This window comes from Paeniglutamicibacter sulfureus (assembly GCF_039535115.1).
Taxonomy (GTDB): domain Bacteria; phylum Actinomycetota; class Actinomycetes; order Actinomycetales; family Micrococcaceae; genus Paeniglutamicibacter; species Paeniglutamicibacter sulfureus.
This window is the reverse complement of record NZ_BAAAWO010000001.1, coordinates 1640302-1665024: the sequence shown is the minus strand read 5'-3', so window position 1 is coordinate 1665024 and position 24723 is coordinate 1640302. Positions and strand designations below refer to the sequence as shown.

General features: G+C 65.3%; 23 protein-coding genes. 13 read left to right on the top strand and 10 right to left on the bottom strand.

The window, feature by feature from the left end:
* Positions 1 to 8 precede the first annotated feature (8 nt).
* Both ABD687_RS07585 and ABD687_RS07580 read right to left on the bottom strand, forming a co-directional pair.
* Positions 9 to 947, bottom strand: a complete 939-nt coding sequence (locus ABD687_RS07585) for an alpha/beta hydrolase fold domain-containing protein (RefSeq protein ID WP_264271400.1) — start codon at positions 945 to 947, stop codon at positions 9 to 11.
* A gap of 159 nt (positions 948 to 1106) precedes the next feature.
* Complete coding sequence (locus tag ABD687_RS07580) at positions 1107 to 1556, bottom strand: Lrp/AsnC family transcriptional regulator (RefSeq protein WP_264271401.1); 450 nt, start codon at positions 1554 to 1556, stop codon at positions 1107 to 1109.
* A gap of 216 nt (positions 1557 to 1772) precedes the next feature.
* Here ABD687_RS07580 and ABD687_RS07575 point away from each other — a divergent pair, with 216 nt between their 5' ends.
* From ABD687_RS07575 to ABD687_RS07550, 6 genes are all read left to right on the top strand, one after another.
* On the top strand, positions 1773 to 2942 hold the full coding sequence (locus ABD687_RS07575) for a thiamine pyrophosphate-dependent enzyme (protein ID WP_302265072.1): 1170 nt from the start codon (positions 1773 to 1775) through the stop codon (positions 2940 to 2942).
* On the top strand, positions 2939 to 4033 hold the full coding sequence (locus ABD687_RS07570; RefSeq protein ID WP_302265074.1) for an alpha-ketoacid dehydrogenase subunit beta: 1095 nt from the start codon (positions 2939 to 2941) through the stop codon (positions 4031 to 4033). Before ABD687_RS07575 ends, ABD687_RS07570 begins: the two co-directional genes overlap by 4 nt.
* Positions 4030 to 5466, top strand: coding sequence for a dihydrolipoamide acetyltransferase family protein (locus ABD687_RS07565; RefSeq protein WP_310292332.1), 1437 nt, complete (start codon positions 4030 to 4032; stop codon positions 5464 to 5466). The genes ABD687_RS07570 and ABD687_RS07565 overlap by 4 nt, the downstream gene beginning before the upstream one ends.
* Positions 5467 to 5679: 213 nt before the next feature.
* Complete coding sequence (locus ABD687_RS07560) at positions 5680 to 5880, top strand: hypothetical protein (RefSeq protein ID WP_264271405.1); 201 nt, start codon at positions 5680 to 5682, stop codon at positions 5878 to 5880.
* A gap of 149 nt (positions 5881 to 6029) precedes the next feature.
* Positions 6030 to 6866 carry an MBL fold metallo-hydrolase gene (locus tag ABD687_RS07555; protein ID WP_310292335.1) on the top strand — a complete coding sequence of 279 codons (837 nt, stop codon included), beginning with the start codon at positions 6030 to 6032 and terminating at the stop codon, positions 6864 to 6866.
* A gap of 21 nt (positions 6867 to 6887) precedes the next feature.
* A complete protein-coding gene (locus ABD687_RS07550) occupies positions 6888 to 8087 on the top strand; it encodes an MFS transporter (protein ID WP_302265077.1) in 1200 nt (399 codons plus the stop codon).
* Here the strand turns inward: ABD687_RS07550 and ABD687_RS07545 are convergent.
* A complete protein-coding gene (locus ABD687_RS07545; protein WP_302265079.1) occupies positions 8042 to 8977 on the bottom strand; it encodes a phosphatase PAP2 family protein in 936 nt (311 codons plus the stop codon). The genes ABD687_RS07550 and ABD687_RS07545 overlap by 46 nt on opposite strands.
* A gap of 154 nt (positions 8978 to 9131) precedes the next feature.
* On the opposite strand from ABD687_RS07545, the gene ABD687_RS07540 reads away from it, so the two are divergent.
* From ABD687_RS07540 to menD, 3 genes are all read left to right on the top strand, one after another.
* Positions 9132 to 10130, top strand: a complete 999-nt coding sequence (locus ABD687_RS07540) for an o-succinylbenzoate synthase (RefSeq protein ID WP_264271409.1) — start codon at positions 9132 to 9134, stop codon at positions 10128 to 10130.
* 194 nt (positions 10131 to 10324) lie between these two features.
* Entirely contained in the window at positions 10325 to 12400 is a 2076-nt protein-coding gene (locus tag ABD687_RS07535; protein ID WP_310292339.1) for a PhoX family protein, read from the top strand.
* Positions 12401 to 12533: 133 nt separating this feature from the next.
* Positions 12534 to 14231, top strand: a complete 1698-nt coding sequence (gene menD / locus ABD687_RS07530) for a 2-succinyl-5-enolpyruvyl-6-hydroxy-3-cyclohexene-1-carboxylic-acid synthase (protein WP_302265085.1) — start codon at positions 12534 to 12536, stop codon at positions 14229 to 14231.
* 170 nt (positions 14232 to 14401) lie between these two features.
* Here the strand turns inward: menD and ABD687_RS07525 are convergent, their stop codons facing one another.
* From ABD687_RS07525 to ABD687_RS07510, 4 genes are all read right to left on the bottom strand, one after another.
* A complete protein-coding gene (locus tag ABD687_RS07525) occupies positions 14402 to 15190 on the bottom strand; it encodes an amino acid ABC transporter ATP-binding protein (protein ID WP_302265087.1) in 789 nt (262 codons plus the stop codon).
* A 12-nt stretch (positions 15191 to 15202) separates the two neighbouring features.
* On the bottom strand, positions 15203 to 15997 hold the full coding sequence (locus tag ABD687_RS07520; protein ID WP_302265089.1) for an amino acid ABC transporter permease: 795 nt from the start codon (positions 15995 to 15997) through the stop codon (positions 15203 to 15205).
* A gap of 92 nt (positions 15998 to 16089) precedes the next feature.
* Positions 16090 to 16878, bottom strand: coding sequence for an ABC transporter substrate-binding protein (locus tag ABD687_RS07515; RefSeq protein WP_302265091.1), 789 nt, complete (start codon positions 16876 to 16878; stop codon positions 16090 to 16092).
* A 161-nt stretch (positions 16879 to 17039) separates the two neighbouring features.
* A complete protein-coding gene (locus ABD687_RS07510; protein ID WP_264271416.1) occupies positions 17040 to 18377 on the bottom strand; it encodes an isochorismate synthase in 1338 nt (445 codons plus the stop codon).
* A 118-nt stretch (positions 18378 to 18495) separates the two neighbouring features.
* On the opposite strand from ABD687_RS07510, the gene ABD687_RS07505 reads away from it, so the two are divergent.
* Together ABD687_RS07505 and ABD687_RS07500 are read left to right on the top strand one after the other, a co-directional pair.
* Entirely contained in the window at positions 18496 to 19194 is a 699-nt protein-coding gene (locus ABD687_RS07505) for a demethylmenaquinone methyltransferase (protein ID WP_264271417.1), read from the top strand.
* Between the two features lie 186 nt (positions 19195 to 19380).
* Positions 19381 to 20478 (top strand): polyprenyl synthetase family protein, encoded by a 1098-nt coding sequence (locus ABD687_RS07500; RefSeq protein ID WP_264271418.1) that lies wholly within the window; start codon positions 19381 to 19383, stop codon positions 20476 to 20478.
* A gap of 18 nt (positions 20479 to 20496) precedes the next feature.
* On the opposite strand, the gene ABD687_RS07495 is transcribed toward ABD687_RS07500, so the two are convergent.
* From ABD687_RS07495 to ABD687_RS07485, 3 genes are read right to left on the bottom strand one after another with little or no spacing between them, the layout of a single operon-like run.
* Positions 20497 to 21012 carry an HIT family protein gene (locus tag ABD687_RS07495; protein ID WP_264271419.1) on the bottom strand — a complete coding sequence of 172 codons (516 nt, stop codon included), beginning with the start codon at positions 21010 to 21012 and terminating at the stop codon, positions 20497 to 20499.
* A 10-nt stretch (positions 21013 to 21022) separates the two neighbouring features.
* Positions 21023 to 21457: a hypothetical protein gene (locus ABD687_RS07490; RefSeq protein WP_302265096.1), complete on the bottom strand. Its 435-nt coding sequence runs from the start codon at positions 21455 to 21457 to the stop codon at positions 21023 to 21025.
* A 25-nt stretch (positions 21458 to 21482) separates the two neighbouring features.
* Positions 21483 to 22889 carry a PucR family transcriptional regulator gene (locus ABD687_RS07485; protein WP_302265098.1) on the bottom strand — a complete coding sequence of 469 codons (1407 nt, stop codon included), beginning with the start codon at positions 22887 to 22889 and terminating at the stop codon, positions 21483 to 21485.
* Positions 22890 to 23001: 112 nt separating this feature from the next.
* Here ABD687_RS07485 and ABD687_RS07480 point away from each other — a divergent pair, with 112 nt between their 5' ends.
* Together ABD687_RS07480 and ABD687_RS07475 are read left to right on the top strand one after the other, a co-directional pair.
* Positions 23002 to 24582 (top strand): sodium-dependent transporter, encoded by a 1581-nt coding sequence (locus tag ABD687_RS07480; protein WP_310292353.1) that lies wholly within the window; start codon positions 23002 to 23004, stop codon positions 24580 to 24582.
* Positions 24579 to 24716 (top strand): methionine/alanine import family NSS transporter small subunit, encoded by a 138-nt coding sequence (locus ABD687_RS07475; RefSeq protein WP_302265101.1) that lies wholly within the window; start codon positions 24579 to 24581, stop codon positions 24714 to 24716. Before ABD687_RS07480 ends, ABD687_RS07475 begins: the two co-directional genes overlap by 4 nt.
* Positions 24717 to 24723: the final 7 nt, after the last annotated feature.

The window sequence follows — 24723 nt, the reverse complement described above, 5'->3', positions numbered from 1 at the left end:
TCCCGATGTCAGTCGGCCGGCGGAACGCTGCCGGGTGCCGTGAGAATGTCCTGTCCGCCGCGCAACAGCCGTGCCATGATCCGCCTGGCCTGCCGTCCCTCCGGGATTGGCAACAATGGATAGACATGCACCATGCCCGGTGCCTCGTGGAACTCGGTGGCCACACCGGCCGCACGCGCCTTGGAAACCAGCAGCTCGCAGTCCGGATGGGTGATGTCGCGGGTGCCGGCAAACACCGCGAGCGGACCGAGCCCGGCCATCTCACCGAACAACGGAGAGACGATGGGATTGTCCAACGGGAGTTCTCCACGCCAAAGTTCCACGGCGGCCCGCAGGCCGGGGCGGACCAGCCACGGGTCGTTCGGCTCGAGTGCGTCGATGACCGGATTGCTCAGGCTCAGGTCCAGGGCCGGGGCGATCAGTACCGTGTGGGCGAGGGCCACGTGTGCATCGCGGAGCAGCAGTGCGGCGGCAAGCGCAATTTGGCCGCCGGCAGAGTCGCCGACAACCGACACGTTTTCCGCTCCGTCACTGGCTGCGAGGCGCTTGAGCAGGTCGGCGACCTGCGGGACCACCGTCGCGGCGGTTCCCTGCGGCGCCAGCGGGTAGATGGGGACCAGCACCCGGGAACCGGTGGTGGCGGCGAGTTCGGCGACAAGTTGCCAATGCTGAAGGGCAATCTGGTTGATCCAGGCCCCTCCGTGGACATAAACGATCTGTCCCCGCGGCTCCGCACCGGAGGGGAAAACCGTGTAGAGGGGCCATCCGTGATCTTGGTCCACACTGACGCCCACGCCGCGGGGAAGAATGCGCGGGGGTCCATAGGGGCGGGGGCGCAATCGCCGCGCTGCTACCAGATCGGAAGTCGCCTGGGCGCTGGCGAAGCGGCGCCGGTATCCGAGCGCGGTCAAGATCGGCGGCATCATCCGACTGGCAAGACTGGGCACGGCGCACTCCTTGGCGGGATGGGGAACTGCTGCCTCGCTGCTTCCCGGAGCGCAGTCCGGCGCCGGTCACAGCCGACATACCGAACGTACCACCGGTGCGGGGCGCGGGGCGTGGGGCGCGGGGATTGGCCGGTGGCCGGGAATTGTGCCCGGGGCGGATCAGCGGGTGTCGACGTCCTCGAAGATCAGGAAGGTCTGGGTGTCCAGCACCCCTGGCATGGATTGCAGCTGGTCGAAGATAACCCGTCGCAGATCGACATTGTCCCGCGCCCTAACCAAGAGAATTACGTCGAAGTTGCCGCCGACCAAGCCCACGTGGTGCACCTCGGGCATTGCGGCGAGCCGCTCGCGCATCTCCCGCCAAGAGTGCTGGCGCAGTTTCAGGGTCACGTAGGCGCTGGCGCGCAGGCCCGCGCGAAGCGGGTCGACAACCGCGGTGTACCGGGTGATGACCCCTTCGTCCTGCAGGCGGTTGATTCGGGAATAGGCATGCGCGCGGGAGACGTGGACCTTTTGCGCGACAGTGGTCACCGATTGGCGTCCGTCCTTGGTGAGCTCCTCCAGAATGCGCCGATCCACCTCATCCAGACGAACCGAGGGAGTCTCCATCAAATGCCTCTTTCCACTTTGTCCAAAAACCGGCATGTAGCGACGGTCACACTTTCAATCCGTCTCCAAGAATAACGATCCCATGCGCAGTTTTCCAGAATAGTCCAAGAAGCTGGATACATTTCATCGAAAATACCGATACTTAAGGCAAGAACTGACGCAACGACGGGCTGGTCCGACGCCCGCGTCCCACCGCACACCAGAAAGGCGTGACCCGTGACAAACACCGAAGCGCGCGAAGCAATTGAGCAGGTGAGCAGCAAGTTCGGGATTACACCCGAGGACTACATGCTGCCCGCGCGAACCGAAATCCACATGCTTGACATCAACGGCAAGCTGCACCCGGCCGGGGAGCAGGGTGCGGAGCCCGGTCACGAATACCCGTTGCCCAGCCCCAAGGCCTTGGTGGATGCGTACGAACAGTTGGTCATCGGACGCCGCGTCAATGACCAGAACTCCGCTCTGGTGCGCCAAGGCCGCATGGCCGTCTATCCTTCCAGCCATGGTCAGGAAGCCGCCCAGGTTGCCGCCGCCTTGTGCCTCGGGGAGGACGACTGGATGTTCCCCACCTACCGGGACACCGTGGCCGTCATGGCCAAGGGAGTGGCGCCCATGGAGGTGATGGCAGGGTTCCGCGGGGACTGGCACAGCGGATACGACCCCAAGCAGTACAAGGTCTCCATCCAGTCCACCCCGCTGACCACGCAACTGTTGCACGCGGTGGGCGTCGCCCACGCCGCCAAGCTGCGCGGCGAGGACACGGTCGTCATGGCCATGTGCGGCGACGGGGCAACCAGCGAAGGCGACTTCCACGAGGCCCTGAACTTTGCCGCGGTCTTTAACCTTCCCGTCATTTTCTTCGTGCAGAACAACCAATACGCGATCTCCGTTCCGCTCTCCCAGCAGTCGGTGGCGCCGTCCCTGGCACACAAGGCGGTCGGCTACGGCATGGCCGGCGAGCGCGTTGACGGCAACGACCTGGTGGCGCTGTTGGCGGTCCTGGGACGCGCGGTGCGCCTGGCCCGCGAGGGCAATGGCCCGCTGCTGGTCGAGGCCCACACCTACCGGATGCAGGCACACACCAACGCCGACGACGCCACCCGCTACCGCGAAGACGCGGAGGTCCAGGGTTGGATGGCCAAGGACCCGGTCACCCGGATGCGCAGCTATCTCCAGGAGGCAGGCCTGCTGCCCGAGGCCACCGAAGCGCGGATCACCGCAAGTGCCGAAGCAGTGGCGCAGTCGCTGCGCGACGGCATGAACTCGGAAAACACTCCGGATCCGGCCGACCTCTTCGCCCACGTCTATTCCACGCCCACCACCCAATTGTCCGAGCAGGCAGCACTGCTCGCCGACGAACTCGCCCGCGAGGAGGACGCAAAATGAGCGCCACGGCAACCACGGCTTCGGCCGCCAACGTCAGTGCTGCCACGGCAGCCGCCGCTGCACGCACCGCAGAGACCGGAACCCAGCCGGTGACCTTCGCCAAGGCGCTGAACACCGCACTGGCAGACTCCATGGCACGGGAGGATTCGGTCCTGGTCTTCGGCGAGGACGTCGGGGTCCTCGGCGGGGTCTTCCGCATCACCGACGGGCTGACCAAGCGCTTCGGCACCCAGCGCTGCTTCGACACGCCCCTGGCCGAATCGGGCATTGTCGGCATGGCCATCGGCATGGCCATGAACGGCATGCGCCCGGTCATCGAGATGCAATTTGATGCCTTTGCCTACCCGGCCTTCGAACAGATCGCCTCGCACGTGGCCAAGATGCACAACCGGACCAAGGGCAGGATGGCGCTGCCGATGGTCATCCGCATCCCCTACGCCGGCGGCATCGGAGGAGTGGAGCACCACTGCGACTCCTCCGAAAGCTACTACGCGCACACCCCTGGACTGAAGGTGTTCACCCCGGCCACCGTCGGGGACGCGTACCTGATGCTGCGCGAAGCCATCGACTCCCCGGACCCGGTCATCTTCATGGAACCCAAGAAGCTGTACTGGACCAAGGAACAGGTCGACCTGGACGCCCTGCGGCTCTCGCACGAGACCGCCGCAGTACCCCCGACCGAGGGACGGGCCGCCGTCGCGCGCACCGGAACCGACGCCACACTGATTGCCTACGGTCCCTCGGTGTCCACCGCCATGGCCGCCGCGGAGGCCGCCGCATTGGAGGGCCGCAGCCTCGAGGTCATCGACGTGCGCACCATCGTGCCGCTGGATGACGCAACGATCTGCGCATCGGTGCGCAAGACCGGACGGGCGGTGGTCATCGCCGAGGCACCTGGCTTCGCCTCGGTATCCAGCGAAATCGTCGCCCGGATCCAGGAACGGTGCTTCCACTCGCTCGCGGCACCGGTGCTGCGCGTGACCGGGTTCGACACCCCGTACCCTGCACCAAAACTGGAAAAGTACTACTTGCCATCCGTGGACCGCATCCTGGATGCCGTGGATGCGTTGCAATGGGAGGAAAAGGCATGAGCGTGAAAACCTTTTTGCTGCCGGACCTCGGCGAGGGCCTGGCCGAGGCCGAGCTGGTGAAGTGGCTGGTCTCCGTCGGAGACACCATCGTCATCGACCAGCCCATCGCGGAAGTCGAAACCGCGAAGTCCATGGTGGAAGTGCCCAGCCCCTACGCCGGAACCGTGCATGAGCTCCACGGCAGGGTCGGCGAGATGGTCTTGGTCGATGCCCCGCTGTTCTCCGTGCTCGAGGAAGGCGCCACGGCGCCGTCCGCCGCCCCTGCGCCGCGGCCCACCACGCCGGTGCGCGAAGTCGCCCAGAGCTACAGGGACGAAGAACAGGCAGGCGCCAAGGAGCCCGCTGCCGAAGGCTCGGGTAACGTGCTCATCGGCTACGGAACCCCGGACGGACTCTCCGCCAAGGCGCGCAAGCGCCGCCCGCGCTCCGGCCCGGCCGAAGCCACCGCCCCTGCGATCCCGGAACGGCCAGAGGTTGCCGAGCCAAGAATAGCCCCGCTGGTCATCTCACCCTTGGTCCGGAAGCTCGCCAGGGACCGCGGCATCGACATAGCCACGGTCACCGGCAGCGGTGCCAACGGCCTGATCCTGCGCTCCGACATCGAGGCAGCCGGCGTGGCCGCGCCAGTGCCGGAACCCGGTTCCACCCCGGAGCCCGCCGCTGCACCGGTGGCGGCCGCTCCTGCCGCCCCCGCGAACCGGGGCGAACTCGACGCGCGTTCGGGCCTGGCAATTTCCTCCAGGACCCCGATCAGCGGCGTGCGCAAGACCATCGCCCAGGCCATGGCCCGATCCCGGAGAGAAATTCCCGAGGCGACGGTGTGGGTGGACGTGGATGCGACGAACCTGCTGCAGATGCGTGCGGCGATGAAGTCCACCGACCCGGAGAACACCCCGGGAATCCTGGCATTCATTGCCCGTTTCGTGGTGGCGGGACTGCAAAAGTACCCTGCGCTGAACACCCGTCTTGAGCACAACGCCCAAGGGGACGCCGAGATCATCGGCTTTGACGGGATCAACCTGGGCATCGCGGCGCAGACAGATCGTGGTCTGATGGTTCCGGCCATCCGCAATGCCCAGCAGCTCAGTGCCCGCGGCCTGCATGCCGAACTGGCCCGGCTCACCGAGGTCACTCGTTCGGGCAAGGCCACGGTCGCCGAGCTCACCAGCGGCACGTTCACGCTCAACAACTACGGGGTCTTCGGGGTCGACGGTTCGGCCGCCATCATCAACTACCCGGAGGTCGCGATCCTGGGGGTTGGACGGATCATTGACAAGCCGTGGGTCGTTGACGGCGAGCTGGCGGTTCGCAAGGTCACCGAGCTGACGCTGGCCTTCGACCACCGGGTCTGCGACGGGGGCACCGCGGCAGGATTCCTGCGCTTCGTAGCCGACGCCATGGAAAACCCGGCATCGGTGCTCGCTGACCTGTAAGGGGGAGTGCAGCAACCTGTGGCGAAACGAGGGCCCGCGGCAACAGGATCTTGATAAACCTGTTGCCGCGGGCCCTCGTGCATGTGCAGCTGCTCCAGTGGAAGCGGATGCCGGGAGAGCGATAGCGTTCCGAACCCGCTTTGGCTGGCTGACGTGTTGTTCTGTTTCCCCGCCCCCCTATTGAAAGGGGCGTCGACCTACTATCCTGATGCCATGGACAAGCTACCTGCTGAATACGAGCACTACCTTGTAGGCAAAGACGAACTCCACGTGGAAACCGTGATGCCGATTTTCAAGGAATCAATGGCCGAAGGCAAATACGGCGTTCACATCCGCGGGCTAGGGGGCCACTCGGAACAAGCCTTCGTGGACGAGAACGTCCCCTTCGGCAAGATCAAGATCACCGTCCCCTAGCACCGGCCCCTTTGGGCCATGCAACAGAGTTCCCCGGTAACCGGCGATCGGTCCCCGGGGACTTGATTTTGCTCGGGTGCCTTTTCGTGCAGAATGTGGATAGCACCGAAACACCGGCTGTGACCGGCACCGAGAAAGTGGATCCCGCCATGATGAAACCACTAGCGCCCAAGGTGGAACAACTCGATCCACATTGCTGGCGGATTCTCAACCACGGCTTCTCCATGAACTCCGGGCTCATCGTGGGGGAGGAGCGGGCAGTAGTCATCGACACCGGTTCCGGTCCGCGCGAGGCCGCAGGGCTGTATGCCGCGGTTCGCCGGATCACCGACCTTCCGCTGCTCGTGATCAACACCCATGCCCACGGCGACCACGTCTTCGGAAACAGCTACTTTGCCGCCCACGGCGTGGAGGATTTCCACGCCAGTGCAGCTGCGGCGGAGCACCTGCGCGGACACGGCGACGAGGAACGCCAGCTCGTGCGCTTCCTGGAACCGGAAATGGCGCTGCGCCAAGGACCCTACTCAAACATCGTGGTGCCCTCCCGGATCATCGGGGAAGCCGGTGCGACACTGGATCTTGGCGGCACGAGCCTGGAGGTCTTCGGGCTGGGGCGCGGGCATACCGCCGGGGACCTGCTGGTGCGCTGCGGCCGGATCCTGTTCACTGGCGACCTGGTGGAGGAGGGCGGCCCGCCAAACTTCGAGGACGCCGATCCGTTTCTCTGGGCGGAGCTGCTGGAACGGCTCGAACGGGAATGCCGGCCAGACACGGTGATCGTTCCGGGCCACGGCAATGTGGTGGATGTGGACTTCATCGGCAGGCAGCTGCGGGAAATGCGGGCCGCGCTCCGGGAGGGCGAGGAAATCGTGGCGTCCTGGCCGGCCGGTCGGGTTGATCCCACCGCGTTCCAGTTGGAATGGATGCCCTACGGACCTGAACAATCGTCGATCTTCCTGCAACGACTGCGTGAATTATTGCCATAGCCGGTTGCGTAGGATGAATGTATGAGTGAGGAACCTTTCAACCTGCGGCGGATCGCGGTGAAAGTGTACTCACCTTCCCTGCTGTACGGGCTGGGACTCGGTGCCGTCACGCCCATCATTGCGCTGTCGGCCCTGGACCGCGGGGCCAACCTGGCCACTTCCGCCCTGATCGTCACCCTTGTGGGCGTCGGAGCCCTGCTCTCCAACATCCCGGCCGCGATGTTGACGACGAGATTCGGCGAGCGCCTGGCCATGGTCTTTGCCGCAGGCTGGGCATCCCTGGGCATGGTGTTGGGCATCGTGCCCTCCAACCTTGGCTTGTTTGCCGTGGGCGTCACCATGCTGGGCATGGCCGGTGCCGTCTTCAATCTGGCCAGGCAAACGTATCTGGCCGAAGCGGTCCCCTTGGCATTCCGGGCCAGGGCCATGTCGACACTGGGCGGGGTGATGCGCATCGGTGTGTTCATCGGGCCCTTTGCTGCAACGCTGGCCATGAAATGGCTGGGGATCGCGGGGGCCTACTGGGTGGGCATGGCAGCGATGTTCATCGCGATGGTCGTCTGCTTCCGGATCCCGGAGCTGGCATCACGCGCTCCGTTGGAAGCCGGCCAAAGCCGCGCCGGCGGATCCATGTGGAGCATCGCCAAGGACCAATGGAGGATCCTGTTGGGGATCGGGCTGGGCATCGTGTGCATCACCGCGGTGCGCTCAACCCGCCAGGTAGTCCTCCCGCTGTGGGGTGAAAACCTCGGGTTGGACGCCGCCACCATCTCCCTGATCTACGGGATCTCCGGAGCCATCGACATGCTGATCTTCTACCCCGCGGGCAAGGTCATGGACAAGCGAGGCCGTGTGTGGATCGCGGTGCCGTGCATGGTGGTGATGGGAGTGGCCTTGTTCCTGCTGCCGATGACCCACGGCGTGCCGGCGATGATGGCGGTGGCCATGCTGCTGGGTTTCGGCAACGGGATCGGTTCGGGCATCGTCATGACCCTCGGCGCCGACTATTCTCCGGTGGCCGGCAGGGCGAAGTTCCTGGGGCTGTGGCGACTGATGTCGGACTCCGGGGCGATGGCCGGGCCGGTGGTGCTGGCGGCACTCGTGGCCTCTGCGACCCTGGGTGCCGGGATCTGGGCCATTGGCGGGGTTGCGCTGCTGGGGGCAGGGATCTTCGGCTACTTCATCCCGCGCACGAACCGCCGGCGAATGGGCGCCCCGTAACGCGCAAAGAGCACGTGGACGAACTGGCCCGCAACCATGGCGGTGCCCAGAACCAGGGCCAGTCCCACAGCCAGGAACAGCAGTAGCTGCACATTGCCCACGGTGCCGATGGCCGGGTGCGGCATCGCCACCGCCAGGGCCAGGGCACCTGCTGCCATTGGTATCCCGAGGATCGCCAGGAAGCGCAGTATTCTCTCCGGCGCCGCACGCGTCTGGTTGCCGGTCGTCGCCGGTGCCGCGGAACTGCCGTGCGCGTGGCGCAGGAACAATCCCGCCAGCACGCTCCACCATGCCACCACCAGGTAGGCCGCAATCACGTCGCTGGGACGGTGCCAGCCCAGCACCAAGGTGGAGGCCCCGGCAACCGCGGCATAGCCCCATCCCAGCAAGGCCAGCAGGGGGCGGTGCGCGACCGGGGTGACAATGAAGATCGTGGCCATGGCGGCGGCGGCAAAGGTGGTGTGGCCGGAGGGGAACGAATTCATCGACGCCTCCGAGATGTTCAGGTCCGGCCGCTCCAGCACCACATGCTTGAGCAGCTGGGTGGATCCTGCGGAGCCCAGCAACAACGCCCCGGCCACGATCGGACGGACGAAGTCGTGCCGGCGCACCAGGGCAAAGAGGATGAACCCGGCGGCCAGAAGGGCCGATGCCGCGGGCATGTGGTCCAGGAACGCCAGTGCCGGGCCTCGGGTCTTGTCCGCAGCCAGGAATGCCTCTCCGCCCCGGAGCGCGGCTTCGTCGATCCACTGCCCCAATTTCGTCGTGACGAAGAAGCTGTAGCACGCCCAAAATGCGGCAGCCAGAAGCAGCAGGGCGCCATACCAGGGCCACAAGGCACGGCCCGGAGCGGCTGTCGGTGATTGCTGGGCGGTGGGATTCATTGTCATTAGGATTTCACAATTTCCTCGCTGTGGGTCCGGAACGTGGGCTTTGTCCCACCGCGACGCCGGCCAAATGGGTCCTTCAGGTGCCCGGGTTCCACGGCGGAGGGCGCAAACGGCGGCGAACTGCCCGGGTGCTGTGCCGGATAGGCTGGAAACCATGAACCAGCTGCCCGACCTTGACGAACTCCTCGACGCCTCGCACGTGGTGTCATTGCCCATGACCGTGCAATTCCGCGGGGTGCGGCACCGCGAGGCCATGCTGTTTGAGGGGCCAGCCGGCTGGGGCGAGTTCTCGCCCTTCCTGGAATACGGGGCCCCGGAGGCATCTTCATGGCTGCGCTCGGCCATCGAAGCGGCCTGGGAAGGCTATCCGGAACCGGTGCGCGGAAGCGTTCCGGTCAACGCCACGCTTCCGGCAGTGGGCCCGGAACGGGTAGAGGCCGTCCTGGCCTCCTACGACGCAACGCACACCATCAAGGTCAAGGTCGCCGAAAAGGGCCAGGACCTCTCCCAGGATGTAGCTCGCGTGGCGGAGGTCCGCCGGTTGCTGCCCGAGGCGGCAATCCGCATCGATGCCAACGCCGGGTGGGACCATGAAGCGGCGATGGAGGCGCTGGAGGCGCTGGCCGGCTTCTCGCTGCAATACGCCGAGCAGCCGGTTCCCGGCATCGGGGGATTGGCACGCGTGCGAGCAGAAGTGCAGCGACGCGGACTCGGGATCCTGATTGCCGCGGATGAATCGGTGCGCAAGGAATCCGACCCGCTGGCGGTGGCCCGGGCGGGGGCCGCGGACCTGATCGTCATCAAGGCGCAGCCGCTGGGCGGGGTCCGCCGGGCCATCGACATCGTGCGGGACGCCGGACTGCCGGCGGTGGTTTCCTCGGCACTGGACACTTCCATCGGATTGCGCCAGGGTGCCGCCCTGGCGGCCGCGCTTCCGGAGCTGCCCTATGCCTGCGGGCTGGCAACCGGCTCGCTCTTTTCCTCCGACATCACCACCGACAGGTTCATCGCCGTCAACGGATCCCTGCAGTTGCGGGACATCGCCGCCGACCCCCGGCTGCTGCGCAGGCATGCGGTCGGAACCGAACGCCGTACCTGGTGGCGCCAGCGGCTGGCCGGCTGCCTCGAGGAACTGCAGCGGAGCACCGACTAGCCACGGCACCAAACCACAGGCGGACGCAGCCCGGCAAGGCTCCTGTGCGAGACGCACCTCACAATTCAGCCCAAAGGGTCGAAGTCGACGCCTGACCGTTGCCCGCCGTTAACCTTTCGGCGGCCAGCCGCTCACCGGGCGCTGGAACGCTGGAATCGAAGTAATCCACTCGATAGCGTTGCACGGAGAAAACCATGAGCCTCACACGTACTTTCCTTCCCATGCTCGGCCACACCCGCGGCAACCGCGATGCCGCAACCTGCCACTTCAAGTGCGGCAACGCGTGCGCCAAGGACGTCTGCAACACCAGTGACAACAGCTACTTCCGGGACATTGCCGATGCCGCACTGAGCCGCCGCTCCATCTTGGGGCTTGGGGCCGTGGCGTCTGCGGCGCTGGTCGTCGGCGTCGAAACGGTTGGCGCAACCGCCGCCCAAGCCGACACCCTCGTCGCCCCGAAGGGCGGCGGCAAGCTGGCGTTCAAGGCCATTGCCCCGGTGCCGCGCACCGTTGATGCCGTCACCGTTCCCGAGGGTTACGACTGGGCGACGATCATCCGCTGGGGCGACCCGCTGTTCAACAATACCGCGCAATTCGACATCAATGCGCAGACCGAAAAGCGCCAGGCCGGCCAGTTCGGCTACAACAACGACTACCTGAACATCATCGTGGACAAGTACTCGGGACGCTCCGGCGTGCTGGTGGCAAACCACGAATACACCAACGAAGACCTGATGTTCGAACCCGCCTGGTTCGCGGCCAACAAGGCCGAGGCCGCGAAGATCGCCATGGCCGCCCACGGCTTCTCCGTGGTCGAGGTCAAGCGCGTCAAGAGCGGCACGCCCTGGAGCTACGTCCGCGGGGGCGAGCGCAACCGCCGCATCACCGCCACCACGCCCTTTGCGGTCGACGGCCCGGCGGCCGGCTCGGACCTGCTCAAGACCGTTGCGGACCCGGAAGGACGCACGGTTCTGGGCACCCTGAACAACTGCGCCGGCGGCACCACCCCGTGGGGCACCGTGCTCTCCGGCGAGGAGAACTTCAACCAGTACTTCCGCGGCACCGGTTCGGCATCCGATGCGCGCTACGGGCTGTCCGATGTGGCGACCGAACGCGGCTGGGAAGACGTGGACCCTCGCTTCTCGGCCCACAACCCGGGCTACGAGAACGAGATCAACCGCTTCGGCTGGATCGTTGAGATCGACCCGCAGAACCCGACCTCCACCCCGGTGAAGCACACCGCGCTGGGCCGCTTCAAGCACGAGGGTGCGAACGTGCGGATCGCCGATGACGGACGCGTCGTCGCCTACTCGGGCGACGACGAGCGCTTCGACTATGTCTACAAGTTCGTTTCCAAGGCCAAGTACCGCCGCGGGGACCGCAAGCACAACATGACGCTGCTCTCCGAGGGCAACCTCTACGTTGCCAAGTTCTCCGGCAATTCCCCGGCTGCCCAGATCGACGGCTCGGCGGCAGTGCCAACCGATGGCGCCTTCGACGGCTCGGGCAGCTGGATTCCGCTGGTCAAGGACGGCGCCTCCATGGTTCCGGGCATGAGCGTTGAGGAAGTTCTCGTCTACACCCGCCTGGCGGGCGACAAGGTCGGTGCCACCAAGATGGACCGTCCCGAGGACGTCGAGCCGAACCCTGTCACCGGAAAGCTGTACATCGCGCTGACCAACAACACCCAGCGCGACACCACCGGCAAGGCGACAGTCGACGAGGCGAACCCGCGGACCAAGAACCGCGACGGCCACGTCATCGAACTGACCGAGCGCAACAACGACGCGACGGCCACCGAATTCGCCTGGAACATCCTGCTGGTGGCCGGCGACCCGTCCAAGGACGAAAGCACCTACTTCTCGGGTTACCCGAAGGACAAGGTCTCACCGATCTCATGCCCGGACAACCTGGCATTCGACTCCAAGGGCAACCTTTGGATCTCCACCGACGGCCAGCCCGGCACCATCGGCTACTGCGACGCCCTGCACAAGGTCACGTTGACCGGCGCGGAGCGCGGACGCGTCGAGCAGTTCCTGGCCGTCCCGGCCGGTGCGGAAACCTGCGGACCGCTGATCCACGACCGCGACGGCTCGGTCTTCGTCGCCGTCCAGCACCCGGGCGAGAACGGCACCTTCCAGGACCCGACGTCCTTCTTCCCCGACTACGTGCTCAGCCCCTCCAAGGCCAAGCGCGGCGAGGTCTACGGTCCGCGTCCCTCGGTGGTCCAGGTCTTCTCCTCGACCAAGGGGAACGGGAAGAACAAGTAGGTAGCTGAAGCCCTTCGGCCCAAAAGGCTCTCGGTCCCAACGGTTTGCCGCCGTTTGGACCGAGAGCCTTTTGTCTTGTCCGACATTCGAAGCCGGTCGAGGCCCGGTCGGGGACGGAATTAGGATGGAAGGCATGCCAACTGATTCCGTCCCCGAACTCGCCTCCATTGACGTTGCCCGTCTGTTGCTGGCCGCACTCCAGAACCACGGGGTTCGCGATGTGGTGATCTGCCCCGGATCGCGCAGCGCCCCACTGGCCTACGCCCTTGCCGAGGCCGAGGCAGCGGGCACCATTCGGCTGCATGTGCGCATCGACGAACGCGGGGCAGGATTCACCGCGCTGGGGCTCAGCCTGGCAAGCAGTGCCCCGGTGCCGGTGGTGACGACCTCGGGAACCGCCGTGGGGGAGCTGCTGCCCTCAGTCATGGAGGCAAACCACGTCGGAGCCAGGCTGCTGGTGCTTTCGGCCGACCGACCCACCGAATTGCATGGAACCGGTGCCAACCAGACCACCAACCAGGTGGATCTGTTCGGAGCCCACGTCCGCGGCAGCGTCACCATCCCGGCTGGTGCGAACCCGGAATCCCTGCTCGCGGCCGCCCTTGCTTCCGCGCGCGGATCCGAAACGGTTGCTCCTGGCCCGGTGCAGATCAATGTCGCCTTCCGCGATCCGCTGGTTCCGGCCCCGGGGGACAAGCTGCCGGATTTCGCTGCCAATGTGTCCCATCCGCCCGTCGCCATCACCGCGAATCTGGACCACGGGTGGCGGAACCACGCGCCGGCGGCCGAACATCGAACCGTGGTGGTTGCGGGTCACGGGGCAGGAGCAGAAGCCGAGGACTTCGCACGGGCCCTGGGCCTGCCGCTTTTTGCCGAGCCGAGTTCCAACGCACGCTTCGGCCCCAACGCCATTGGCCCCTACCGAACGCTGCTGGCCAAACACCTGGCACGCATCGAACGTGTGGTCCTCTTCGGCCGACCGACGCTGAGCCGGCCGGTGGGCCTGCTCCTGGGCAACCCGGAGATCGCCTCGGCACTGTGGTCGCCGGCCCCCGCCCCGTGGTTCGAAGCGGGGCGCAGGCGCGAGCAGCCCATCGCCGACCCCGCCGAACTGGTGGAGTTCGCCGGGTTCCCTCCCGCAGGCTGGCTGGGGCATTGGCAGCAGCTGGGCCGGCAGGCGGAGAAGAGCATCAGGGAATCCATCGACGCAACCGGTGGACTGAATGGCCCCCTGGTCGCCAGCGTTGTCTGGGAGCTGTCCCGCGGAAACCTGGTTCTGGGCTCCTCAAATGTCATCCGCGATGCAGACCTTTGCGGATCACCGGCGGAGGGTGCCGCGGCCGTGGTGTATGCGAATCGCGGCCTGGCCGGGATCGACGGCACCGTCGCCACCGCCACGGGTATCGCCCTGGCGCGTGGGAGCCGAAAGACCACGCTACTGGTCGGGGACGTGACGTTCCTGCATGATGTCGGAGGTCTGCTGATCGGCGAGGGTGAACCTGAACCAGAGATGGACGTGGTGATCCTGAATGACTCCGGCGGAGCCATCTTCTCGACTCTCGAACACGGTGCAGTCGAGGAATCCGGACGCTATGCCAATGCTGTCGAACGGCTCTTTGCCACCCCGCACCGGGTCCGGATCCAGCCGTTGGCCGCTGCCTACGGTTGGGAATACCTGTCCGTGGACACCGTCGAGGAACTCAGGGACGTGCTGCAGAGCCCCGGTATCCGGCGGATCATCGAGGTCGCAGTGCCACGTGCGGGACTGCGCACCATGCACGCGGGCATTGCCGCCCGAATCAACGAACTGGACTGGCCGGAAACACACTAGGGCATCCCAGCAGGCTCCGGTCCCCGGGGGCGGGGTTCCGGGCCCGGGGCAAGGCGCAAGCCACGAAGCCGGGTCCAATGCCACGAAGCCGTCCAATGCGGTGGGCATTAAGAACCGAAGGGCGGTTGGCATCCACATGGATGCCAACCGCCCTTCGACTACTGCAGGACCTACTCTGCAATCTCCACGTGGGTGGGATCAAGCACGCGCCTGAGGAAGTCCTGGGTGCGCGGCTGCTGCGGGTTGCCGATGACGTCCTTAGCCGGACCTTCTTCGACCACGACCCCGCCGTCCATGAACACCACGCGGTCGGCGACCTCCTTGGCGAAGGACATCTCGTGGGTCACCACCAGCATGGTCATGCCGGCCTTGGCCAGCGAACGCATGATGGCAAGCACCTCACCGACCGTCTCCGGGTCAAGCGCCGAGGTGGGCTCGTCAAAGAGCATGAGCGTCGGGTCCATGGACAGTGCCCGGGCAATGGCCACGCGCTGCTGCTGGCCCCCGGAGAGCTGGTCCGGGTAGCGGTCTCCGAAGTCGGCAAGTCCCACACGGGTGAGGTTCTTCTGGGCGGTTTCTTTCGCCTTTGAAGCGGAACGCTTGAGGACCTTGGTCTGGGCCACCGTGCAGTTCTGCATCACGGTCAGGTGCGGGAACAGGTTGAACTGCTGGAAGACCATGCCGACCTTTTGGCGCATCCGATCCAGATCCACATCCAGGTCGGTGGCCTCGAAGCCACCCACGTGGATGACTCCGGCATTCGGCTGTTCCAGGACGTTGACGCAGCGCAGCAACGTCGACTTCCCCGAGCCCGAGGGGCCAATGAGGCACACGACCTCACCGGGCTTGACCTCCAGGTCAATGCCCTTGAGGACTTCGTTGTCGCCGTAGGACTTGTGCAAGCCCCGGATATCCACGCCTGAGGCCTTGAACGTGGTTTGGGTGTTGTTGTCAGTCATGAGGAAATTCCCCTATCGCTTCGTCCGGGCAGAACGGGATTCGAACTTTCGGGCAATCAGGCTCAAGGGAACGGTGATCACCAGGTACAGGGCGCCGGCCACAATCAACGGCGTGATTCCGGCCCCGAGGGAGGTGATGCCGTCGCGACCGAACTTGGTCATTTCGTACTGCGCCATGCTCGCGCCCAGAATGAAGGCCAGCGACGAGTCCTTGGTCAGTAAGATGACCTCGTTGGTCATCGGAGGCAGAACGATCTTGAACGCCTGGGGGATCACGATGGTGACCATGGCTCGCCACGCGGGCATGCCGAGTGACCTGGCTGCCTCGACCTGTCCCTTGGGAACAGCTTGGAGCCCCGCGCGAAGGGTCTCTGCGATGTAGGCTGCGGATACCAGGCCCAGCGACACCATGACAACAACGGGCTGCGGCCAGCTGGTGCCGGGGAAAGCGGTGGGAACGCCGAACCCGAAGGTAATCAGGACCAAGATCGCCGGAATCCCGCGGAAGAATTCAATGAATCCCGTGGCGAACCAACGGTACGGTGCGAAACTGGCCATCTTCATCAGTGCCAGGAGCAGCCCAAGGACCAGGCCAAAGGCAAAGGAAATGACGGTGTAGTACAGGGTGTTTTTGAGGCCGACCGTGATCAGGTCGGGGAAGATCGGGCCGAGCTTGTCGAATGCGAAGAAGTTCTCGCCGAGGATCTTCCAATCGACTTGCAGCACCACCGCCGCGATGACGCCGACAAAGATGACGATCTGAATGATTTTGCTTAATCGGGCGCGTTGACGGGTGGTCATGGCCATGGGATTGAAGCCTTCCGTGAAAGGTAGCGAGGCCCTGGATCCGTTCGGGAGCCGGGGCCTCGCGTGAGTGCTTGCGTCAAACGTAGCTGACGTTAGTTGGTGGCGCCGAACCAGGTCTCCTGGTACCTAGCCAGCGAACCGTCATCGGTCAGGCGCTTGAGGGTGGTGTTGACCTTCTCCAACATCACGGTTCCACCCTTGGGCACGGCAATGCCGAGCTGTTCACCGGTCTTGAAGTCGGCGACGCGCTTAAGCGTCGGGTCATCCTTGATGGCGTAGCCCAGGACCGACTGGTTCCCCAAGGTGGCAACCGTGGTGCCGGCCTTCAAGGATGCAATCTGAAGCCCCGAGTCCTCGTAGCCGATGGCGTCAAGGCCGTTGTCCGTGGCGTACTTCGCACCCGTGGTGGCCTGCTGGACGCCGACCTTCTTGCCCTTGGCCGATTCAATGTCGGTCACGCCGGAACCTTCCTTGGCCACCAGGGTGAGGTCGTCATCCATGTACGGCGTGGAGAAATCCATGTTGCCCTTGCGTGCCTCGGTGATCGACAGCGAGGAAATCGCAATGTCGCACTGGGTGCGGAAGAGGCCCGACTCGATGGAATCGAAGCTGGAATCGATCACGTTGAGTTCAAGGTCCAGGTCCTTGGCGATTTCCGCGGCAATATCCATGTCGAAGCCGACGTTCTTGCCGTCCTTGACGAACTCGAATGGCTCGTAGGGGATGTCCGAGCAAACGGTCAGCTTGCCGGCGTTGAGGACGGTCAGGGCGTTGGCGTCCGATGAAGCAGCGGGGGTCTCGCTGCCGCCGCAGGCGGTCAGGGCAAGTGCGCCCACTGCCGCCACGGCCAGGGACTTGAGTACGGTTGATGAAATCCGCATTGGAGTGTGATCCTTCTCTAGGTGATCGCTCGCAGGGTTTGCGTTGGAGATCATTCTAACCGCAAGCGCAGACCCATGAGATGTGCCTCACAGGCTACAGACTATTTCTGTGGGTAAACAAGCGCCGTTGTGCAATTGTTGTCTTGGGCGTCCCGGACCCACTAAAGACCCAAGGCCTCGCGCATCGGACGCATCTTGGCCCAGGACTCGGCAAGCTCTGCCGCCGGATCCGAGGCAGCCACGATGCCGCAACCCGCATAGAGACGGATGGAAGTCGGGGATTCAATCACCCCGCCACGCAGGGCGATGCCGAATTCACCGTTGCCGCGCGTGTCGATCCAGCCCACGGGGCCGGCATACGGTCCGCGGTCCATGCCCTCGAGTTCACGCAGGATTACCCCGGCTGCCTTGGTGGGGGTGCCGCACACCGCCGCGGTGGGATGGAAGACCTCCGCCAGATCCAGCATGCTCGGCACCGAACCGTCCGCCCGGGCGGCCAAGGTCGCCTTCACATCCGAGGCCAGGTGCCAGACGTTGGGAAGCTGCAGGACGAAGGGCTCGTCCGGTGCGTCCATGCCGGAGGAGAGCGGGCCAAGCTGCTCGGTTAGCGAGTCGATGGCGAGCTGGTGCTCGTGACGCTGTTTCTCGTCCTCGAGGAGCATGCGGTGGGCATAGTCGGCGTCTCCGCTCGGCGCGGTGGCGCGATCCAGGGTGCCGGCCAGCACGCGGGCCTCGGCGATGTCACCGCGCACCCGGACCAGCATTTCCGGTGTCGCACCAATGAGCCCGTCCACTGAATAGGTCCAGCAATCGCTGTAGCGAAGGGCCAGTTGGCGCAATACCTGGGCGACGGCGATCGGCGAACCAAGCTCGGCGACGGCGTCGCGGGCAAGGACCAACTTGGTGATGCTGCCGGATTCGATGACCGAGACGCCCTTGCGCACCGATTCCAGGTACGATTCCTCGGAAATCTGGCCGGCCACGAGCCGGTCGATGCCGGTGCCCAGTTCGTGTTCCGGGGAGTAGTCCTCCAACAGCGCCGCCAGTTCCGCCTCGGCCGCTTCCACGCTCAGCTCGGCCGCGGGGTCTGAAACCGTGTAGGTGATCCAGCTGCAGGCATCGTTGCGGCCCACCACGATCCTGGGAACGATCAGCCGGGAGACGTAGGAACTGCTGAACGAGAAGGCGAAGGTGCCGTAGGCGATTAACCCGGTGCCGGCCTGGTTCACATTGTCCTCGACCTCGGAGGCTGCTGCCACGGCATCCCACCAAGCACGTGCCTCGGCGAAGCGCTCGGGACCGGAGGCCTCAAAACGCGCGACCTGGCCGAATCCAACGGTTCCCTCGCCCCGGCGGGACCACACCAGGGAATCGTCGCGGATGACGTAGTCGAGCAGGCCGTGTTCGCTCATGGCCGGTCGCTGGATGGTGATCGAGCGCAACTGCGGGACTGCGCCCGGGGCAGGTGCCCCCAGAACGGCGGAAAGTTGGGAAGTCATGATCTGCCTAGCTTACCGCCGGGAAACGACCTCCATGCAGGCACCGTGTCGCTGCTCACGCGGCTGGCGCTCGAAGGCGCGTTTTCCCCTATCCGCCGAACTTTGCGACAATGAAACGGTGAGCCGTGCATCGCTGGAAAAGCGCCCCGAAGAAGTCCAAGCCATGTTTGATGATGTTGCCGCACGTTATGACGTGATGAACGACATCCTGTCCATGGGCCAGACCCGCCGCTGGCGAAAAATCGTCGTCGACGCGGTGGGTGCCAAGCGCGGCCAGCGGGTCCTTGACCTCGCTGCCGGAACGGGCACCTCCTCGGAACCATACGCGGACGCCGGCATCGGCGTGGTCGCGTGCGACTTCTCCCAGGGCATGCTCAAGGTCGGCAAGCGCCGCCGCCCCGACATCGACTTCGTGGCAGGGGACGCCACCAACCTCCCCTTCGCGGACAACAGCTTCGATGCCTCCACCATCAGCTTTGGCCTGCGCAATGTCAATGAGCCCAAGAAGGCCCTGGCGGAGATGCTGCGCGTCACCAAGCCGGGCGGGACCCTGGTCATCGCCGAGTTCTCACACCCCACCTTTGCGCCGTTCCGCACCGTGTACACCGAGTACCTGATGCGGGCGCTTCCGCCGGTGGCCAAGAAGATCTCTTCGAACCCCACCGCCTACGTCTACCTGGCGGAATCCATTCGCGCCTGGCCAGCCCAGGACGGGCTGGCTTCGTGGATCGAGGACGCCGGCTGGGAAGCATGCCGCTACCGCAACCTCTCCGGGGGTATCGTGGCAGTGCACCGGGCCACCAAACCACTGGCCTAGTCCCGCGCTCCGGGCCGCCGCACGGGGCATCCGACCTGCCACCACCGGGCACAAAGGCCGTCCGGGCAGTGAATGGCGATAGAGTGATCCATGTACTAGAGCAGCTGGTGCAAACCGACCAGCACCCAGATTCGGCCACATGCCGCGGCTGGAGCCGACCGTCGAGAGATAGTAAGTCTTAGAACAGTGACCGATTCCCAGACAAACTGGACAGCTGCCGGACACGGCGTGCACGACTCCTTTGATTTGAACCCCGAGACGGGCGTGCTGGCTGCGGCCGTCAACCTCCCCGGCGGCTTTGGGCTGATTGCCCAGGATCCCGAGTTCGGCCCGGCCATCGCCACCGGCCTGGCCAAGGTCGAAAAGCTGTTGCGCGATGCCATCGCCAACTCCGATCCGCTGATCGATGCCACCAGCCGCCACCTGGTCGAGGCCGGGGGGAAGCGCATCCGGCCCCTGCTGGTGATCCTCACGTCCCTGCTGGGCGAGGGCGTGACAGAGGACGTCATCAAGGCCGCGGCCATCGTGGAATTGACCCACCTGGCCACGCTTTACCACGACGACGTCATGGATTCGGCGCCGCTGCGCCGCGGGGCACCCACGGCCCACGAGGTCTGGGGCAACTCGGTGGCGATCCTCACCGGCGACCTGATCTTTGCCCGCGCCTCGGTGCTCGGCGCGGAGCTGGGCCCCGAGGCCGTGCACATGCAGGCACGCACCTTCGAACGCCTGTGCCTGGGCCAGTTGCACGAGTCAGTGGGACCGCGCGAGGGTGAAGACCCGATCGAACACCACCTGAACGTGATTTCCGACAAGACCGCCTCGCTGCTGGCGACCTCCGGTGCCTTCGGCGCGCTCTTCGGCGGGGTGGAGAACTTCGTGGAGGTACTGCGTTCCTACGGCGAGAAGGTAGGCGTGGCCTTCCAGGTGGCGGACGACGTCATCGATGTCACCGGCGCGCAGATCCGTTCCGGCAAGACGCCGGGAACCGACCTGCGCGAGGGCGTGCCGACGTTGCCGATCCTGCTCATGCGGGATGCCGCAGCCGCCGGCGACAAGGATGCCGCCGCCGTGCTGGAGCTGGTTGACGGCGACCTGGCTGAGGACGCGGCCCTGGCCCGTGCAGTGGAAGCCGTTGCCGGCAATCCGGCCACGAACCAGGCGTGGGGCGTGGCCCGGCAGTGGGCGGATGCCGCCATCGAGGCCCTGGCCCCGTTGCCCGAGGGTACCGTCAAGGAATCCCTGGCAGCGTTTGCCGATGCCGTGGTGACGCGCGAGCTTTAGGGCACGCGCACTAAAAACCTAGAAACGGAACCGTTCGGGGCCCTGGCCCCACAGGTCTCCCTCGCCAAGGGCCGCCCGCAACTGGGCGGCCTTTTGTGCGCGTTCGGCCGGAGGGACGGCATGGCGCAGGTGGCCGTAGAGGTTGTCGTCGGGGAAGCGCGGGAAGACGTGCTGGTGGTAGTGCCACACATGCTGGTTCCCTGCAGGTTCGTTGTGCTGCCGGGTGCTGGTTCCCTCGGGGTTCCACGCCAGCTTCATGGCCAGGGCAATGCGCCTGGTTTCCAACATGATCTGCGCTGCAACCTCGTCGGGAAGGTCGTAGAGCGCCTCATGGTGGTCCGCCGGGATGACCATCGCGTGGCCCCCGTAGGGCCCAAAGCCGTCGCACGCCATGATGACGGCGACGGCCTCGGTGCGGTAGATCAGGTCACTTGGAACGCAGCGGTTGCCGGGGGAGAGGTCGCCGCCGGCAAGCAGCTCGCAAAACGGGCAGAGGTAGTCCTGCGGAGCGTGCGACTTCCACAACCCGTCCATTAAACCGGCGTTAGTTGTTCAGCTCGGGGGAAAGTTCGTCAAAGACCCAGCTGAACATGTCCAGGACGTATTCGCTGAAGGTGCCTTCTTCGGACTTCCAGATGCCGCGGGCGTTCTGGCGGCGGTACACGATCGGGTCCGGGACCTCGAGCTGGTCCACGCGGATGCCCCACACGTATTTTTCCTCTTCGTCCTCAAGGAACAAGAGGTAGCCGTCCTCGATCTCCAGCTCGTCCGGGTCAAAGAAGTAGTGGTAGGCCTCCATGAGGTCCTCGCAGCCGCCCAGCGCCAGGTAAAACTCGCGCAGCACCAGGGGGATCGGGGAGGGGACCCCGGACAGTGCGTCATCGAGCTCGGACTCGGTGAGTCCGTCCTCGACTTGCCACTCGTCCTCAAGGTACAGCGGAACCAGCGAACGGAACTTCTCAAGGAACATTTCAGCCATGCCATCCATCCTATCGGGCGGTCCGCTAGTTCAAGTCCATGGCAGTGAGCGCGAGCCACAATTGCACGCGGTCGGCGGTGGTCGTTGGATCGTAGCCGGAGAGTTCACTGATCTGCTGCAGCCGGTATCGGACGGTATTGCGGTGCAAACCCAAGGCATCGGCCACTGCTCCGACGCTTCCGTCGAGTTCCAGGTAGCTGCGCAATGTGCCCAACAACTCGGCCGAGTGCTTCTTGTCGAAGATCTGCAGCGGTTCCAGGGCTTCCTGCGCCAGGGCATGCAGCGGGACGTCGCGGGCAGCGAGCAGCAGGGACGTCAGCGAGAGCTTGGAGGGGGTGTTGATGCGGTCTCCGTGGCGCAGGGCCTCGATGGCCTCGAAAAAGCTCCAGCGCAGGCCGTTGGGTTGGGCGTAACCGCCGCCGAAGCCCACGCGCGCCCCGATGCCGGCACCTTGGAGGTACCTATCGATCCCGTCGGCCAGCTCGGCACCATCCTGCAGCGCCACCACCAGCGCGAGGCGGCCATCGACGACGGCCGAGACGACATGCTGGAATTGCGGCGGAATGGGCAGGGTGCGCAGTGCCTTTTCCTGTCCCGGGGCCGCGGCCACCAGCACCACCGAGTGAGGCTGGCCGGGATCGATGCCGATTCCCTGCAGCCGGGCGTTGGCCTCGGAACCCGTGAGGGTTCCGGCCAAAAGGTCCGAGAACGCCAGCCCCGCGACCAGCCGGGTGGATTCGCGCAGCCGCGCCTGGTTGGCCAATTCCAGCCCGATCAGGCCCTGGGCGTAATCCACGAGTCCGTCGTGTTCGCAGGGCTCGGCCAGATGCAGGGTGCACTTGTCCCGAAGGCCGGTCGCGATGGGCACTTCGTGCCAGGATTCGCCACCCAGCTCCGGCCCGTGGATCCGGGCGGCGAATTGCGTCAGTGCCACAGCGGTGCCCAGCATGCGGGAGAGCTCGCGCAACATGGCCCGCAACCCGCCGGTGAGCAGCGTGGAAGCCAGTCTCTGGTGGCCCTTGAGGAGCTGTTCCAGCCGCTGTAGGTGGTCTTCGTTCAGCGCATCGGCAATGAGCTTGGTGATGGCCATGAACGGGGTTTCGTAGGGAACCTCAAAGACCGGCAGCCCCAGCTCGGTGGCCCTGCGGATCACCGCCGCGGGCACGCTGCGGTGGCTCAGGCCGGTGCCGTAGCCCAGGGCGAGGGCACCGGCGCCGTGCACCGTCTGGACGAAGGATTCCTGGTTGGCGATCGTGGTTTGCCGCAGGCCGGTGGTGAGCACGATGGCCCCGGTGGTCAGGAACGGCGAGGGGTCGCGCAATTCGGTGACGGCCGCCCATTCTATGGGGGTTTGGCCCACGCCGGAAAAGTCCGTGTGGGCCCTGAGGCCCAGGTTTTGGGACTCAAGAAGTTTCAGCAGCGTGATGGCCATGCACCAATACTATGAAACATTTTGTGCATTAGTACGACGGGCAGTACCCGAAGCGGGATATGAAAACGGCCAACAGCTATAGTCAGGTCGAGTTTTGGGTTAACGTAGGTGCATGACCACAGCATCTTCGGGCGGGACGCCACTGGCGGCACCCGTGGGCAGGGAAACCTTCTCCTCGCGAAAACTCTTCATTCTTTCCGCCATCGGCTCGGCCGTCGGCCTCGGCAACATCTGGCGCTTCCCGTACATCGCGTACGAAAACGGCGGTGGCGCCTTCCTGATTCCGTACCTTGCCGCACTGCTGAGCGCGGGCATCCCGCTGCTCTTCCTCGACTACGCGATCGGGCACAAGTTCCGCGGTTCCGCGCCGCTGGCCTACCGACGCATGCACCGCGGCGCCGAGGTCCTGGGATGGTGGCAGGTACTCGTCTGCTTCATCATCGCCATCTACTACGCGGTCATCATTGCCTGGGCCGCGATGTATACCTGGTTCTCGGTGACGCAGGCCTGGGGCGACGATCCCGGCTCCTTCTTCACCGGCGAATTCCTCGGGGTCTCCGAGACGGTCAACGTCGGCTTCAACTTCGTGCCCGGTGTCTTCTGGCCGCTGCTGATCACCTGGATCGCCGTCATCGGCATCATGGTCGCCGGCGTGCGCAAGGGCATCTCGCGGGCCAACGGCTTCTTCCTGCCGCTGCTCGTCGTGATGTTCGTGTTGCTGGTTGCCCAGTCGCTGTTCCTGCCTGGTGCCATCGATGGACTGAACGCCTTCTTCACCCCGGACTGGGCCGCACTGGGCGACCCGGGCGTGTGGGCGGCAGCCTATGGCCACATCTTCTTCTCGCTCTCGGTGGCCTTCGGCATCATGGTCACCTACTCCTCCTACCTCAAGCGCAAGACCGACCTGACCGGTTCGGGCATGGTCGTCGCGTTCTCCAACTCGGCATTTGAGATCCTCGCCGGCATTGGTGTCTTCGCCGCGCTGGGCTTCATGGCTTTCACCGCCGGCTCGGCCGTGGGCGACGTCGCGGTGCCCGGCATCGGGCTCGCCTTCATCGCCTTCCCGACGATCGTCTCGGAGGCACCGCTGGGTGGGCTGATGGGCGTGCTCTTCTTCGGTTCCCTGGTCTTCGCCGGGATCACCTCGCTGATCTCCATCCTCGAGGTCATTGTCGCCGCAGTGCAGGACAAGATGGGCTGGCCGCGAGTGAAGGCCTCGCTGGCGGTCAGCATCCCGGTGGCGTTCATTTCGCTGCTGCTCTTCCCGACCGCCACCGGCCTGTATCTGCTTGACACCTTTGACGCCTTCGTGAACAGCTTCGGCATCCTGGCCGGCGCGCTGGTTGCCGTCATCCTGGTTGCCTGGGTCCTGCGCAAGCTGCCCATGCTCTCGGACCACCTGAACAAGGTCTCCTCGGTGCGCATGCGCACCGTCTGGATCGGCCTGGTCGCAGTGGTGGCCCCGGTGGTGCTGGGCTACATCCTGATCAACGAGTTCATTTCGAAGATCGGGACAACCTACGAGGACTACCCGGCATGGTTTGTCGGCGTCTTTGGCTGGGGCATGGCCGCCGCGCTGGTTGTCGTGGCCGTGGTGCTCACGCTCATCCCGTGGAGCCCCAAATCCAAGCTGCACCACGACCCCGAATACGCGGCCCTGATCGCCGCGGAAGAAAAGGAGGAAGGACGATGACTCCCATCGCAATCACCTTTCTGGTGATCTCCATCCTGACAGTGTGGGGCGGGCTGGGGCTCGCCCTGGTCAACCTGGCCAGGCACCCCGAGGACGAGGGCCGCCTGCCACAGGAAAACGCGCCGGAACTCTAAGGACTCC